The 13,531-nt window shown below is 65.5% G+C and carries 13 protein-coding genes; 8 read left to right on the top strand and 5 right to left on the bottom strand.

Annotated elements, in window-relative coordinates; translation table 11 throughout:
- Positions 1–27 precede the first annotated feature (27 nt).
- On the bottom strand, positions 28–465 hold the full coding sequence (locus QX121_RS06405; protein WP_409999317.1) for a DUF4260 domain-containing protein: 438 nt from the start codon (positions 463–465) through the stop codon (positions 28–30).
- Positions 466–590: 125 nt separating this feature from the next.
- On the opposite strand from QX121_RS06405, the gene QX121_RS06400 reads away from it, so the two are divergent.
- From QX121_RS06400 to QX121_RS06390, 3 genes are all read left to right on the top strand, one after another.
- Entirely contained in the window at positions 591–2,123 is a 1,533-nt protein-coding gene (locus QX121_RS06400) for an acyl-CoA carboxylase subunit beta (protein ID WP_315776609.1), read from the top strand.
- A gap of 231 nt (positions 2,124–2,354) precedes the next feature.
- A complete protein-coding gene (locus QX121_RS06395) occupies positions 2,355–2,819 on the top strand; it encodes a hypothetical protein (protein ID WP_315780852.1) in 465 nt (154 codons plus the stop codon).
- 448 nt (positions 2,820–3,267) lie between these two features.
- The gene (locus QX121_RS06390) at positions 3,268–3,627 is read left to right on the top strand and encodes a twin-arginine translocation signal domain-containing protein (RefSeq protein WP_315737630.1); all 360 of its coding nucleotides are present in this window, start codon (positions 3,268–3,270) and stop codon (positions 3,625–3,627) included.
- A 311-nt stretch (positions 3,628–3,938) separates the two neighbouring features.
- On the opposite strand, the gene QX121_RS06385 is transcribed toward QX121_RS06390, so the two are convergent.
- Positions 3,939–4,637, bottom strand: a complete 699-nt coding sequence (locus QX121_RS06385) for a winged helix-turn-helix domain-containing protein (protein ID WP_315737631.1) — start codon at positions 4,635–4,637, stop codon at positions 3,939–3,941.
- A 75-nt stretch (positions 4,638–4,712) separates the two neighbouring features.
- Here QX121_RS06385 and QX121_RS06380 point away from each other — a divergent pair, with 75 nt between their 5' ends.
- The gene (locus tag QX121_RS06380) at positions 4,713–5,027 is read left to right on the top strand and encodes an NIPSNAP family protein (protein WP_315798653.1); all 315 of its coding nucleotides are present in this window, start codon (positions 4,713–4,715) and stop codon (positions 5,025–5,027) included.
- Between the two features lie 48 nt (positions 5,028–5,075).
- Positions 5,076–5,894 (top strand): isocitrate lyase/phosphoenolpyruvate mutase family protein, encoded by an 819-nt coding sequence (locus QX121_RS06375; RefSeq protein WP_315798652.1) that lies wholly within the window; start codon positions 5,076–5,078, stop codon positions 5,892–5,894.
- A gap of 103 nt (positions 5,895–5,997) precedes the next feature.
- Here QX121_RS06375 and QX121_RS06370 read toward each other — a convergent pair whose 3' ends face one another.
- A complete protein-coding gene (locus tag QX121_RS06370) occupies positions 5,998–6,315 on the bottom strand; it encodes a hypothetical protein (protein ID WP_315798651.1) in 318 nt (105 codons plus the stop codon).
- 172 nt (positions 6,316–6,487) lie between these two features.
- Positions 6,488–6,892 (bottom strand): hypothetical protein, encoded by a 405-nt coding sequence (locus QX121_RS06365; RefSeq protein WP_315798650.1) that lies wholly within the window; start codon positions 6,890–6,892, stop codon positions 6,488–6,490.
- Positions 6,893–7,047: 155 nt separating this feature from the next.
- Here QX121_RS06365 and QX121_RS06360 point away from each other — a divergent pair, with 155 nt between their 5' ends.
- The 3 genes from QX121_RS06360 to QX121_RS06350 all read left to right on the top strand — a co-directional run bounded on the left by QX121_RS06360 (position 7,048) and on the right by QX121_RS06350 (position 12,515).
- Complete coding sequence (locus QX121_RS06360) at positions 7,048–7,692, top strand: trimeric intracellular cation channel family protein (protein WP_315737635.1); 645 nt, start codon at positions 7,048–7,050, stop codon at positions 7,690–7,692.
- A gap of 317 nt (positions 7,693–8,009) precedes the next feature.
- Entirely contained in the window at positions 8,010–11,501 is a 3,492-nt protein-coding gene (locus QX121_RS06355) for an indolepyruvate ferredoxin oxidoreductase family protein (RefSeq protein WP_315811467.1), read from the top strand.
- A 534-nt stretch (positions 11,502–12,035) separates the two neighbouring features.
- Complete coding sequence (locus QX121_RS06350; protein ID WP_315811466.1) at positions 12,036–12,515, top strand: hypothetical protein; 480 nt, start codon at positions 12,036–12,038, stop codon at positions 12,513–12,515.
- A 38-nt stretch (positions 12,516–12,553) separates the two neighbouring features.
- Here QX121_RS06350 and QX121_RS06345 read toward each other — a convergent pair whose 3' ends face one another.
- The gene (locus tag QX121_RS06345; RefSeq protein WP_315811465.1) at positions 12,554–13,531 is read right to left on the bottom strand and encodes a sensor histidine kinase; all 978 of its coding nucleotides are present in this window, start codon (positions 13,529–13,531) and stop codon (positions 12,554–12,556) included.

Genomic DNA, 13,531 nt, shown 5'->3' with positions numbered 1-13,531 from the left:
GTCGCGGCAGGTCCCTGCATCCGGCGTTCAGCCTCGCGGCGCGGCAGGCCCGATCCGGCCAAGATGGGTGAAGCCGAAGCCGTCGGTGTATTTCAGGCCGTAGCCGACCAGCCGGTCGACGCCGATATGGGCGAGCCAGATGGTGGCGAGCTGGGTCGCCAGCGGCACGCCGAGCGCCAGTCCGACTGCGAGCAGGGCGGCCGGCAGCAGCGTGGCATGCGCGGCGTTGTACACGGCCGCTCCGATCCGGGGGCCGCCGAGATAGCCGGCAAAGCTGAGGTCGGGCCCCAGGAAGAGGGCCGCAAACAGCCACCACGAGTCCCCTCGATGGGCGTAGAAGGCGATTGCCGCGGCCGCCAGCACCAGCCCTTCGAGCCGCAACAGCAGGCGGACGCCGCCCCGCACGGCGCCCCGGGCTGCGTCGTCAGCCGGATCGGCAAGGCTTTGTCGAGCGGCCATATCCATGATTCTGCTTCCAATTCCGAACTGTGGGAGGAGGGGCGGCCCGTCCGAAAGCCGCTTTTCGCCTCCGAAATAGCCGTGTTAGAAGGCCGCCAACACTCACGACATCGGGAACGGGCGGGACGCGCATGAAGGACATCCTGGACACCTTGGAGACGCGGCGCGCCGGCGCGCGGCTCGGCGGCGGCGAGAAGCGCATCGAGGCGCAGCATGCCCGCGGCAAGCTGACGGCCCGCGAGCGGATCGAGCTGCTGCTCGACAAGGGCAGCTTCGAGGAGTTCGACATGTTCGTCGAGCATCGCTCGACCGAGTTCGGGATGGAGAAGACCAAGGTCCCGGGCGACGGCGTCGTCACCGGCTGGGGCACTGTCAACGGCCGCAAGACCTTCGTGTTCGCCAAGGACTTCACCGTGTTCGGCGGCTCGCTGTCCGAGACCCACGCGCTGAAGATCACCAAGCTGCAGGACATGGCGATGAAGGCGCGTGCGCCCATCATCGGCCTCTATGACGCCGGCGGCGCCCGCATCCAGGAGGGCGTCGCGGCGCTCGCGGGCTATTCCTATGTGTTCCGCCGCAACGTGCTGGCCTCCGGCGTGATCCCGCAGATCTCCGTCATCATGGGCCCGTGCGCCGGCGGCGACGTCTATTCGCCGGCCATGACCGACTTCATCTTCATGGTGAAGAACACGAGCTACATGTTCGTGACCGGCCCAGATGTCGTGAAGACCGTCACCAACGAGGTCGTGACCGCGGAAGAGCTCGGCGGCGCCTCGGTGCACGCGACCCGCTCCTCGATCGCCGACGGCGCGTTCGATAACGACGTCGAGACCTTGCTGCAGATGCGCCGCCTGATCGACTTCCTGCCCTCGAACAACACCGACGGCGTGCCGGAATGGCCGAGCTTCGACGACATCGAGCGCGTCGACATGTCGCTCGACACGCTGATCCCGGACAATCCGAACAAGCCCTACGACATGAAGGAGCTGATCCTGAAGGTCGTCGACGAGGGCGACTTCTTCGAGATCGCGGAAGGCTTCGCCAAGAACATCGTCACCGGCTTCGGCCGCATCGCCGGCCGCACCGTCGGCTTCGTCGCCAACCAGCCGATGGTGCTGGCGGGCGTGCTCGACAGCGATGCCTCGCGCAAGGCCGCGCGCTTCGTCCGCTTCTGCGACGCCTTCAACATCCCGATCGTCACCTTCGTCGACGTGCCGGGCTTCCTGCCGGGCACCGCGCAGGAATATGGCGGCCTGATCAAGCACGGCGCCAAGCTGTTGTTCGCGTATTCGCAGTGCACGGTGCCGCTGGTCACGATCATCACCCGCAAGGCCTATGGTGGCGCCTTCGACGTCATGGCCTCCAAGGAGATCGGCGCCGATATGAACTACGCCTGGCCGACGGCGCAGATCGCGGTCATGGGCGCCAAGGGCGCGGTCGAGATCATCTTCCGCGCCGACATGGCGGATCCGGAGAAGATCGCCGCGCGCACCAAGGAATACGAGGACCGCTTCCTGTCGCCGTTCATCGCCGCCGAGCGCGGCTACATCGACGACGTCATCATGCCGCACTCCACCCGCCGCCGCATCGCCCGTGCGCTGGCGATGCTCCGCGACAAGAAGATGGAGATGCCGGCGAAGAAGCACGACAATCTGCCGCTCTGAGGGGGAGTGACGAAGTGGGAGGGCAGTGCACCGGCGTGTCGCCTTCGTATTTGACGAAGTCCGGCGACCGCAGCGCGCTGCCGCCGGAGCGGCGCGGCAATCTGCGCCGTTTCCGCCCACTGGCGTTAAGCTTACGGCTTAACTAACCTTTAACGATGGGTTTGCGGGAACTGGGCCGCTGGCCTAGCATTTATCGATCGCTGGTGGGTCAGAAGAGTAGGGTCGCGTATCATGGCTGTCGGAACATCGGCATATCGGAATTCCAGAGTTCTGGTCGTCTGCGCGGCAGCCGCCGCGCTGATGTTCTCCTCCGAGGCCGCGTCGGCCCAGTCCGGCGCCGCGGTGGCTGCGCCCGTCGCCGCCGGTCAGGCGGGCCCGAGCCAGGTCGTCCCGCCGGCGCTTGGCGCGCGGCCCTTCGTCCGTCACCACCGCGGCTATCGTTCCTATCTGCCGGCCGCCGGCGCTTTCGCCTATGGCGGCCCTGGTGAGCCCGTGCCGCAGCAGATCCCCGAGCACACATCGGCCGACGTGCGCTACACTTATACTTATGACGTCCCGTGGGACTGGGTTCACCGCTATCCGCCGAATGTCGTGCCGTCCGATCGCCCCTATGTGTCGAGCTGTCCGATGCAGACCGTGACGGTACCGGGCCGCCGCGGCGGCGATCACTCCGTCACGATCACGCGCTGCTACTGACGTTTTGAGCCAGCTCAATGCGATCCGTGTGAACGGGCGCTAGATTTCATCGAATACCGACCGGCTTCGCTCGCGCGAGGTCGCGAGGTGACGAGGCCCGGACTCCTAGGCACTCCGGGCCTCGTTGATTTTGATAGTCTCCCGTCATCGCGCGGCGATGATCGAGACGACGGCAGGGTCGCGTTTTTGATCGTGCTCCGTGACGACACCAACACGGACCGGAGGAAACTCGATGCCGTCAGCCATCTTCGTCGTACGTGACGCGGACGCGTGAGAGCTTCGTGCTGGAGCAGGCGGTCGAGGAGTGATCGGCCGGCGGCGCGTACCAGGATCGGCGAAGGTGGCAGAGCCATGGTGGTGCCGCGGGCATGCGCCAGTTCAGCTCACGTTCAGGTGATCGGCCGAATACTCACTTCATGCTCTGGCTCGTGGATCATGGAGGCGTGCGATGGAACGACGGAATTTCCTCAAGCTGGCATTCGGGTTCGGCTGCGCGGCGGCGGCCGGCGCCGTGCTCCGCACCACCGATGCGGTCGCTGCGCCGCTCTCGCCGTTGCCGCTGAACGAAGCGGCGCCTTCAGCAAGGGATCAGCACGTCGAGCGCGCGGTCGGTTCGCAGGATGAGGCCGATCGGCTCGCGCCGGAGCAGGTTCGCTGGGGGCATCACGGTCATCATCACGGACACCATGGTCACGGCCATCATTGGGGCTGGCGCCGGCGGCATTGGGGTTGGCGGCGCCGTCATTGGGGCTGGCATCACCATCATCGGCACTGGCGCCGCCGTTGGCACCGTCGTCACCACTGGTGATGTCGGCACGGCTGCCTCACGACAAGCGCTGCTTCCGTCGCGAGTGGGGCCTTCGGCGCGTTCTGCTCGCCGTCATTGAACAGAGGCAGCAGGCTGACCGGTACGGGGTAGGGAAGCCTTCGAGATTGATGCCGTAGGGCTCGCGCGGCGTCGTCCTCTGCGATGCGGTGCTCGCTTTCGCGGCGATTGTCGCGCCCGGCGAAACGGGACATGGAGATTCCAGGAAAGACGGGGATGAGATGGTCGTTCCGTGCCCCGCGTTGGTTTTGGCCGCAAGGCAGGAAGGCGCTGCGATAAAGAGCGCGTGATCGTCAGTCTTCGGCCGGACCGAACAGCGCCGCGAAATGCTTTTCGCCGGCGCGGCTGAAATTCACCACGCGGCTGCCTGGGGTGGCATCGCGCGCCGCCCATTTCAGCTCGGTGAAGCGCTTCATCAACGCTGCACCAAGCGTGCCCGCGAGATGATGCCGCCGCGCGCTCCAATCGAGACAGGCCTTGCAGACGGGCCGGCGGGGATGCGCCAGCATTTCCGGCGAGATCCGCAGATGCTGCGCCAGGAAATGTTCGCCGTCCTCGGTCAGGACGATCTCCTGCTTGCGCCGGCGCACCAGCTTCTGCCGCGTCATGCTGTCGAGCATCTGCACGCCGAGATCGCCGGCGAGGTGGTCATAGCAGATGCGCGCGCGCCGCAGCTCCGGCTCCTTTGGTCCGGTGCGCACCCGCATGTGGCCGGCGCGCGCGGCGAGGCCGGCGAGCTTCTCCAGCACGTCGGCGACGTCGGGATCGGCGAGCCGGTAGTAGCGGTGACGGCCCTGCTTCTCCGGCTCGATCAGGCCGCCGCCTTCGAGCTTGGCAAGATGCGAGCTCGCCGTCTGCGGCGTCACGCCGGCCTCCTGAGCGAGCTCGGTCGCGGTCAGCGCGCGGCCCGAGAGCAGCGCAGTCAGCATGTTGGCGCGGGCGGGATCGCCGACCAGCGCCGCCACCATCGCAATGTCCGGACCTGATTTCATACTTCGATGCTAGCCGAAGCATTCTCGTCGGGCAAGCGGATAGTGTCGATGATACAGAACTCACCGGAGGTTGTCATGACCATCACCGTCTTCATCCGCTATCGCATCGATCCGTTCAAGCGCGACGTGTTCGAAGCCTACGCCAAGCGCTGGCTGTCGATCATTCCTCGCTGTGGCGGCGACCTGATCGGCTATTTCATGCCTCACGAAGGCACCAACGACATCGCCTACGGCCTGATTTCATTCGACAGTCTCGCGGCTTACGAGCGCTATCGCGCGACCTTGCGCGGCGATGCCGAGGGCCGGGCGAACTTCGCGCTGGCCGAGGAGCACAAGCTCATTCTGGGCGAAGAGCGAACATTCTTGCGCAATGTCGTGGCGGCGCAATGATCGCGGCTCTATGCTGCCACACAACGCGACGATGCATGGGAGGATGACATGACGGTGACCAACACGGCGGACAAGCGCGCGGCCTTTCGCAAGTTGCACGAGGCCGGCTGCTTCGTGCTGCCGAACCCGTTCGACGTCGGCACGGCGAAGATGCTGCAGCATCTCGGCTTCAACGCGATCGCCTCCACCAGCGCCGGCTTCGCGTGGTCGATTGGCAAGGCGGACACCAAGGTCGAACTGGATGAGGTGCTCGCCCATTTGAAATCGCTCAGCGCCGCCGTCGACATTCCCGTGAATGCCGATTTCGAGGGCGGCTTCGCCGATGCGCCGGTGGGTGTGGCGGCCAACGTCACGCGCGCGGTCGCGACCGGCGTCGCCGGTCTGTCGATCGAGGATTCCACGGGCGACAAGGATGATCCGCTCTATGAGCGCGCGCTCGCCATCGCGCGTATCCGCGCGGCCCGGCAGGCCATCGATGCGACCGGCGCCGACGTGCTGTTGACCGGCCGCTGCGAGGCGTTTCTCTGGGGCAAGCCCGACCTCAAGCTCGTGACCGACCGCCTCACAGCCTATGCCGAAGCGGGCGCGGATTGTCTCTACGCGCCCGGGATCAAGACGATCGAGGAGATCACTGCGGTCGTGAAAGCCGTGGCGCCCAAGCCGGTCAACCTTCTGATCGGCGCTTCCGGCCTGTCGTTGGGGCAAGCCACTGAGCTCGGCGTGCGCCGCATCAGCGTCGGCGGTTCGCTGGCCCGGATGGCCTGGGCCGGCTTCATCCGGGCGGCCAAGGAGATGGCCGAGCAGGGCACCTTCACCGAACTGGCCAACGGCTATCCCGGCGGCGAGCTGAACAGGATCTTCGGTTGAGATCAGGCTGCGCGCCCGGCCTCCCGCAGATCCCGATCTCATCCGCCTGTAGAAAAGCCGCGGACTCTGCCGCGGCTTTTCAGTCTGAGTTCGCGGAAATCGCTTAGTAGCGATCCGTCCCGATGCCGACGCTCACGCCCGGAGCGCGGAAGCCGATGCCGCCGCGGTCTTCATAGCTGCGCCGCTCGATGTAGCGCTCGCGCGGAGCGTACGCGTAGGAATCGCGATCTTCGCCTTGAATGATGACGCGGCGTTCACTGCGCTCGCGCCAACAGCGGCCTTCCTCGTTACAGACCATCCGGACGTTCTGGATGTCGCGTTGCGGGACCGCCGAGGCTGCGGGAGAGATCGGTGCCGCCGAAGCGGCGGTCACGGCCAGCGTGCTTGCCGCGGCTGCGATAGCTATGGAGAGAGCTTTCATTACGTATCTCCTGGGTGAGAGTGTCAATGAGCCAATCGGTTCGCGCTGCTATGGTTCCACGGCGGCCCTCGCACATTTCGCGTAATTTGTTGGAGGACTCGCCAAAAAAGCGGCGGCGGATGATTGCTCACCCGCCGCCCAGGAGTGAGACCGCTAATTGCCGTCCGCGAGACTACTTGACGGCGTTGGGCTTGTCGCTCGGGGCCGCCGGCGGCGGTGTGGTGCGATCTCCCGCGGCGCCGGTCGTCACGCCGGTCGAGGTGTTATCTTTGGTGGTCGATGCCGATTGCGAAGCCGGTGTGGTGCTCGCCTGGTCGTTGCGCATCGACATGTTGTTCAGGCCGTAGAACACCGCGCCGAGCAGGATCGCGATGCCCAGGGCATAGGCCGCGATGCGGCCCGTCGAGCTGGGGGCGTTCGTCGGCTCGAGATCGGGCTGCAGCCGGTTGTCCACTGGCGGCGTGCGCTCATAATCTGTTCCCGTCATTCCAGCCCCAGTGATGTCGGGACGTGTGGACATGTCGGGACGGTTCATGCCGTCGGGATAACGTTCGTTGGGAAGCCGTTCGTTGGCCATCTCATCCTCCTGGTGATTGTCACCTGACAACCAGGGCGGCTCCGGGCCGTTCCGCGAAACCTGCGCGAATCCCAATTTGTATCGTTGCACGGCGCGCTAAGGTTCCTCGCGAGCATTGCGATTCTCGTTCTATTGGAACTTCTGGAGCTCACCTCATGTGGAACCTGCCGCCCGGTGACAGCGTGTTGCATCTGTTGACCTGGGTGGCGCTGGCGGCGCAGGCGATGACGGCCGCGCTGGCGGCGGGACGCCGCAGCATGGACTGGATGGGCGTCTGCTTGTTGGGGGCGATCACCGCGCTCGGCGGCGGCACCTTGCGCGACGTGCTGCTCGGCCACTATCCGCTTGCCTGGGTCGAGCGGCCGTCCTTGCTGCTGCTGACCGTGCTGGCGCCGTTCGTGACGATCGCGATGGCGCGCCTGGTTCACAGGCTGACCATGGCCTTCCTCGTTCTCGATGCGGTCGGCCTCGTCGTGTTCACGATGACGGGCTGCGACATCGCCTGGCAGATGAACGTGCCGATCGGCATCGTCATCGTCGCTGGGATGATCACGGGCTGCGCCGGCGGCGTGCTGCGCGACATCCTGTGCAATGACGTGCCATTGCTGTTTCGCGCCGAACTCTACGCCAGCGTGTCCCTCGTCACGGGCCTGGTCTATGCGACCGGCTTGTCGCTCGGCATCGCCAGCGGATGGTGGACGGCGCTGACCTTCGCGCTCGGACTGTCGTTCCGGCTGCTCGCGATCCGCTACAAATGGAACATGCCGCGCTTCGTATTTGCGGGCGACGATCGGGGATGAACGGCGGCGGTCTTGTCGCATCGCACAATTCGTTTGGTGCCGGAATCGCGCCGGCCACAACGCTTCAGTAACCGTCCGCCGAGCCGCCAAAGCCATGGCACGCATCATCCCATTTCGCGGGGGCGGGGGTTTTCGACACAAACCGCAAAAGCCGCGACCGGCTCCCGCCACGAAATTGCGATTTCGGTTGGCTGCCCTGCGCAAACGAGATTTGTGATGCGCATTCTTCAAAAGCAGACATAAATGATTGGCAGAACGCGCGCTTCCGCCGGCCGGCGGCAGCTGCGCACCCCGACAAGGCACGGCAAGAGGGCGGAATGGGACTCAACGAGAGCGAGATCAATCTCGACCAGAAATACACCGCAAGCTCCGGCCACATCTTCCTGACCGGCATCCAGGCGCTGGTGCGGCTGCCGATGGCCCAGATCCGGCGCGACCGCGCCGCCGGCCTCAATACCGCCGGCTTCATCTCCGGCTATCGCGGCTCGCCGCTCGGCGGCTACGACCAGCAGCTGTTCTCCGCCCGCAAGCATCTCGAGCAGTACAACATCAAGTTCCAGCCCGGCGTGAACGAGGACCTCGCGGCGACCGCGATCTGGGGTTCGCAGCAGCTCGCACTGTCGCCCGGCGGCAGGTATGACGGCGTCGTCGGCATCTGGTACGGCAAGGGCCCCGGCGTCGACCGCTGCGGCGACGTGTTTCGCCACGGCAATGCGGCCGGCTCCGCCAAGAACGGCGGCGTGCTCTGTCTCGCCGGCGACGACCACGGCGCCAAATCCTCGACCGTGCCGCATCAGTCCGACCATGCCTTCATCTCGGCGCTGATGCCCTATCTCTACCCGTCCTCGATCCACGAGATGATCGAGATGGGCCTGCTCGGCATTGCGATGTCGCGCTATTCCGGCTGCTGGGTCGGCATGAAGGTGATCACCGAGACGGTGGAGACCACCGCCGAGATCAACCTCAACGACGAGATGACGCCGTTCGTCATTCCCCCCGATTTCGAGATGCCGCCGGGTGGTCTCAATCTGCGCTGGCCCGACGACCGCTTCGACCAGGACCGTCGGCTGCAGGACTACAAGGGCTTTGCCGCGATCGCCTTTGCCCGCGCCAACAAGGTCAACCGCATCACGATGGACTCACCGAATGCCCGCTACGGCATCATGGCGTCCGGCAAGAGCTACGAGGACATCCGCCAGGCGCTGCGCGAGCTCGGCATCACCGAGGAGGTCGCCGCCAAGATCGGCCTGCGGCTCTACAAGATCGGCATGCCCTGGCCGCTGGAGCCGGAAGGCGTGCGGCAGTTCGCGGTCGGCCTCGAGGAGATCTTCATCATCGAGGAGCGCCGCGAGATCGTCGAGAACCAGGTCAAGCAGGAGCTGTTCAACTGGCGCGACGACGTCCGCCCGCGCATCGTCGGCAAGATGGACGAGCACGACAAGCGCTTCCTGCCGTTTGCCACCGAGCTTTCCGTCGCCTCGCTCGCGAGCTCATTGACGGAGCGTCTTCTCCGCCTCGACCTCAATCCCGAGATCAAGGCGATGCTGCGCGCCAAGGCCGACTGGTTCAACGGCCGCGACGCCTCGCAGATGCAGCTGATCTCGCCGGTGGCGCGCACCCCGTATTTCTGCTCGGGCTGCCCGCACAACACCTCGACCAAGGTGCCCGAGGGCAGCCGCGCGCTCGCCGGCATCGGCTGCCACTTCATGTCGCTGTGGATGAACCGCAACACCGAGACCTTCACCCATATGGGCGGCGAGGGCGTGCCTTGGGTCGGCATCGCGCCGTTCACCGACGAGAAGCACATCTTCGCCAATCTCGGCGACGGTACCTATTTCCACTCTGGCAGCCTCGCGATCCGCCAGTCGATCGCCTCCAAGGCCAACATTACCTACAAGATCCTCTACAACGACGCGGTTGCGATGACCGGCGGCCAGCGCCATGACGGCGATTTGTCGCCGCAGCAGATCACCTTCCAGCTCCATGCCGAGGGCATCCGCGAGATCTATCTGGTCTCGGAAAATCCCGACGCCTATCCGGCCGACAGCATCGCGCCCGGCGTCAAGCTGGCGCATCGCGACGAGCTCGAGAACGTCATGAAGACGCTCCGCGAGACCAAGGGCGCCTCGGCCATCGTGTTCGTGCAGACCTGCGCCGCCGAGAAGCGCCGCCGCCGCAAGCGCGGCACGATGGAGGATCCGCAGCGCCGCGTCTTCATCAATCCGGCCGTCTGCGAGGGCTGCGGCGACTGCTCGGTGCAGTCGAACTGCATCTCGGTCGAGCCGCTGGAGACCGAGCTCGGGCGCAAGCGCGTCATCAACCAGTCCTCCTGCAACAAGGACTATTCCTGCGTGAAGGGCTTCTGCCCGTCCTTTGTCACGATCGACGGCGGCAAGCCGCGCTCGCGCGCGCCGGCCGAGCTTGGCGACATCGGCGTGATGCCGGAGCCCCTGACCAAGCCGTCGCTGGAGCGGCCCTACAACGTCGCGGTCGGCGGCGTCGGCGGCACCGGCGTGCTGACGATCGGCGCGCTGCTCGGCATGGCCGCGCATATCGAGGGCAAGGCCTCGATGATCCTCGACATGTCCGGCCTCGCGCAGAAGGGCGGCGCGGTGCTCAGCCACGTGCGCCTGTCGGAGAACACCGCCGACGTGACCTGCTCGCGCATCGTCACGGGGACTGCCGACCTCGTCATCGCCGCCGACGAGGTGGTGGCGGGTGCCAAGGAGACGATCACGCTGTGCGATGCGGAGCGCACCCATGGCGTCATCAACAGCCATCTGATCCCGACCGCCGATTTCGTGCTCAACCGCGACTTCAATTTCCAGAACCGCAAGGTGACGAGCCTGCTGGAAACGGCGCTGCACAAGGACTCGAGCTTCCTCGATTTCACCAAGCCGGCCGAGGCGCTGCTTGGCGACAGCATCGCCACCAACATGATGATGATGGGCTACGCCTACCAGAAGGGCCTGCTGCCGCTGTCGGCCGAGGCGATCGAGAAGGCGATCGGGATCAACGGCGTCGCGGTCAAGATGAACACCGAGGCGTTCCGGCTCGGCCGCCTCGCGGTGGTCAACCCGGAGCGGCTCGCCGACATGATGACCGGCAAGGACGAGGCGGTGCCGCCGAAATCGCTGGAGGCGATGACGCTCGACGAGATCATCGCCCACCGCATGGCGCACCTCACCGGCTATCAGAATGCGCGGCTCGCCAAGCGCTACCGCAAGCTGGTCGATCAGGTGCGAGAGGCCGCCGACAAGGGCGGCTACGGCGAGGCGCTGCCGCGCGCCGTCGCCATCAACTATGCCAAGCTGCTGGCCTACAAGGACGAGTACGAGGTGGCGCGGCTGTTCTCGGACGGCACCTTCCAGAGGCAGCTCCACGACGCCTTCGAGGGCGACTACAAGATCTCCTTCAACCTCGCGCCGCCGATCCTCAATTCCGGCCTCGATCCCCAGGGGCGGCCGAAGAAGCGCAGCTTCGGCCCGGGCATGATGAAGCTGTTCCGGCTGCTGGCGAAGCTCAAGGGCCTGCGCGGCACGCCGCTCGACATCTTCGGCTATGCGGCCGAGCGCCGGATGGAGCGCGACCTGATCGCGGGCTATGAGAAGGACGTCGCGACGGTGCTGAACTTGTTGTCGCCGGCCAATGCCGAGATCGCCGTCGAGCTGCTGTCGCTGCCCGACAAGATCCGCGGCTACGGCCCCGTCAAGGAGAAGGCGGTGAATGACGCGAAAGTGCGTTATGCGCAACTCGCCGCCGACCTCGCCAGCCCGCCGCCGGCGCCACGGCAGATGGCGGCGGAGTAGGCACTCCAGGCGACGTGCCGTAGGGTGGGCAAAGGCGCGCGAGCGCCGTGCCCACCATCATGCGATCTGTATACCTCTCGTCATTCCGGGGCGCTCGTGCGCGCCTGCGCGAGCCGGGAATCCATAACCACAGACGGGATCATTGCGCGAGATTTTCGCTTTCGTCGTCGCAGCGGCCCGTCGTGGCTCTGGAACCCGCGCTCAGCTCTCACGTCAAATGGCTCCGCTATTTTGTCGAGCGGTCTGCCCCGGAATGACGCCTGGGAGTGTGTCGTGCGCTCACACCACCGTCATTGCGAGCGTAGCGAAGCAATCTAGCGTCCTTGCCCAACTCTGGATGACTCCCGTTCACCCACTCGTGCGGATGTCGCATAAATCTGCCGTATTCACTACATGTTGCTATATGCATGGAGGCGTCGATAGGGGTGATCCATGCGAGTTCTGGTTTTCTTGTTCGCGGCTATCGCGGCGATATCGACCTCGAGCCACGCCGAGGTCATGTCCTGGCGTGGCGTGGGGCCGGTCGACCTGGGCATGACCGTTGCCGAGGCCGAGCGTGCGTTGAACGCAAAGCTTGGTCCGATGGAGCCGCCGTACACGAAGGAGTGCTATGTCGCCAGTCGCGCCGACGGCAAGGACGAAGCGCTGTCCTACGTGATCGTCGATGGCAGGATTGCCGTGATCTACCTCTTTCTCGACGATGGGCGTCGACCAGATCCGAAGATCGTCGACGCGAACGGAGTTGGAGTGGGGTCGACGGAGGCCGACATCGCGGGTGCCTATGGAGCGACGGAGCGGACATTCGCGCTATACGAGAGCGAGGAGACCGAGGAAGACAAGGCCGAGCGGCTGAAGCAGGGTGTCACGGAGCCGCCACCCGCACCCAATCATTGGGTGATCGCCAAGAGCCCGGATGCCAAGAGAGCGATCATTTTCGAGACCCGGGATGATAAGGTGATCTACTGGAGGACGGGAATCTTGCCGGCGGTCATGTCCTGGGAGGATTGCATATAGTGCCCACGTGAACGAAGCGACACGGGCGGCCAGGGGCGTCAGTTCGCCATCCGCTCGCGGCTCATGCGCAGCGTCACGACCAGGCCTTCGGCGGACCAGTCGAAGGCGATGGTGCCGCCGAGCTGGGCGTTCATGCTGCGATGGATCAGTTTGCTGCCGAAGCCTTCGCTGGTGTCGGCCGACTTCGGCGGCCCGCCGCGCTCGGTCCACATGATCACCACTTCGTCGTCATGCGCGCTGCACGACACGTCCAGCGTGCCGCTCGAAACCGACAGCGAGCCGTATTTCGCCGAGTTGGTCGCGAGCTCGTGGATGACCAGTGCCAATGTCGTGCTCGAGCGTTCTCCGACATTCATCTTGGGCACCGACACGCGGATGCGGACGCTGGCGCCTTTCTCGTCGTAGGGGGCAAGCAGCACCGAGACGAGATCGCCGAGCAGGGCTGCCTGGTTCGTCCCGCCCGGCCGCGGACGTATCAGATCCTGCGCACGGCCCAGCGCGATCAGCCGGCTGGCGAGCTCGTGGGCCATGTCCTCCTTTGTCGCCGCCGTGCGCGACGTCATCTGCGTCAGCGCGGTGGCGATCGTCAGCAGGTTCTTGACCCGATGGCTCATCTCGCCCGCCAGCAGCTCGTTGGCTTCTTCGGCCTGCTTGCGCTGGGTCACGTCGAGGAAGATGCCGAACATCAGCCGCTCGGCGATGTCGGCATCGTCACCTTGGCCGCGGGCGGAGATCCAGCGGATTTCGCCATCCGCGAGAATGCGAAAATCGATCTCATAAGCGCCGACGATCGCCCGTGTCGCCGAAAACGCCGATCTCACCCGTTCGAGATCGGCGGGGTGAATGTTCTGGGAGAGCACCTCGAACGTGATCCTGCTCTTGGTCTTGGGCACCTCCCACAGCTCATAGGCGCGCTCGTCCATCGTGATCGCGTCGGTGTCGACGTTCCACGACCACAGGGCCACGCCGGCAGCTTTGGTGGCAGCGCGCAGATGCTTTTCGTGCCAGATCGGCAT

Origin of the sequence: Bradyrhizobium sp. SZCCHNR2028 (assembly GCF_032380995.1) — a bacterium.
Lineage (GTDB): Bacteria > Pseudomonadota > Alphaproteobacteria > Rhizobiales > Xanthobacteraceae > Bradyrhizobium.
Note: the sequence above shows the minus strand (reverse complement) of the source record. Positions and strands in the feature narration are given on the sequence as shown.

Excerpts from the sequence above, each read along its gene's own strand:
- QX121_RS06370 (WP_315798651.1), bottom strand. The coding sequence starts at position 6,315 with ATGAAAGCTCTCTCCATAGCTATCGCAGCCGCGGCAAGCACGCTGGCC.
- QX121_RS06380 (WP_315798653.1), top strand. The coding sequence starts at position 4,713 with ATGACCATCACCGTCTTCATCCGCTATCGCATCGATCCGTTCAAGCGC.
- QX121_RS06405 (WP_409999317.1), bottom strand. The coding sequence starts at position 465 with ATGGATATGGCCGCTCGACAAAGCCTTGCCGATCCGGCTGACGACGCA.
- QX121_RS06345 (WP_315811465.1), bottom strand. The coding sequence starts at position 13,531 with ATGCCGATCTGGCACGAAAAGCATCTGCGCGCTGCCACCAAAGCTGCC.
- QX121_RS06385 (WP_315737631.1), bottom strand. The coding sequence starts at position 4,637 with ATGAAATCAGGTCCGGACATTGCGATGGTGGCGGCGCTGGTCGGCGAT.
- QX121_RS06400 (WP_315776609.1), top strand. The coding sequence starts at position 591 with ATGAAGGACATCCTGGACACCTTGGAGACGCGGCGCGCCGGCGCGCGG.
- QX121_RS06395 (WP_315780852.1), top strand. The coding sequence starts at position 2,355 with ATGGCTGTCGGAACATCGGCATATCGGAATTCCAGAGTTCTGGTCGTC.
- QX121_RS06350 (WP_315811466.1), top strand. The coding sequence starts at position 12,036 with ATGACCGTTGCCGAGGCCGAGCGTGCGTTGAACGCAAAGCTTGGTCCG.
- QX121_RS06375 (WP_315798652.1), top strand. The coding sequence starts at position 5,076 with ATGACGGTGACCAACACGGCGGACAAGCGCGCGGCCTTTCGCAAGTTG.
- QX121_RS06365 (WP_315798650.1), bottom strand. The coding sequence starts at position 6,892 with ATGGCCAACGAACGGCTTCCCAACGAACGTTATCCCGACGGCATGAAC.
- QX121_RS06390 (WP_315737630.1), top strand. The coding sequence starts at position 3,268 with ATGGAACGACGGAATTTCCTCAAGCTGGCATTCGGGTTCGGCTGCGCG.
- QX121_RS06360 (WP_315737635.1), top strand. The coding sequence starts at position 7,048 with ATGTGGAACCTGCCGCCCGGTGACAGCGTGTTGCATCTGTTGACCTGG.
- QX121_RS06355 (WP_315811467.1), top strand. The coding sequence starts at position 8,010 with ATGGGACTCAACGAGAGCGAGATCAATCTCGACCAGAAATACACCGCA.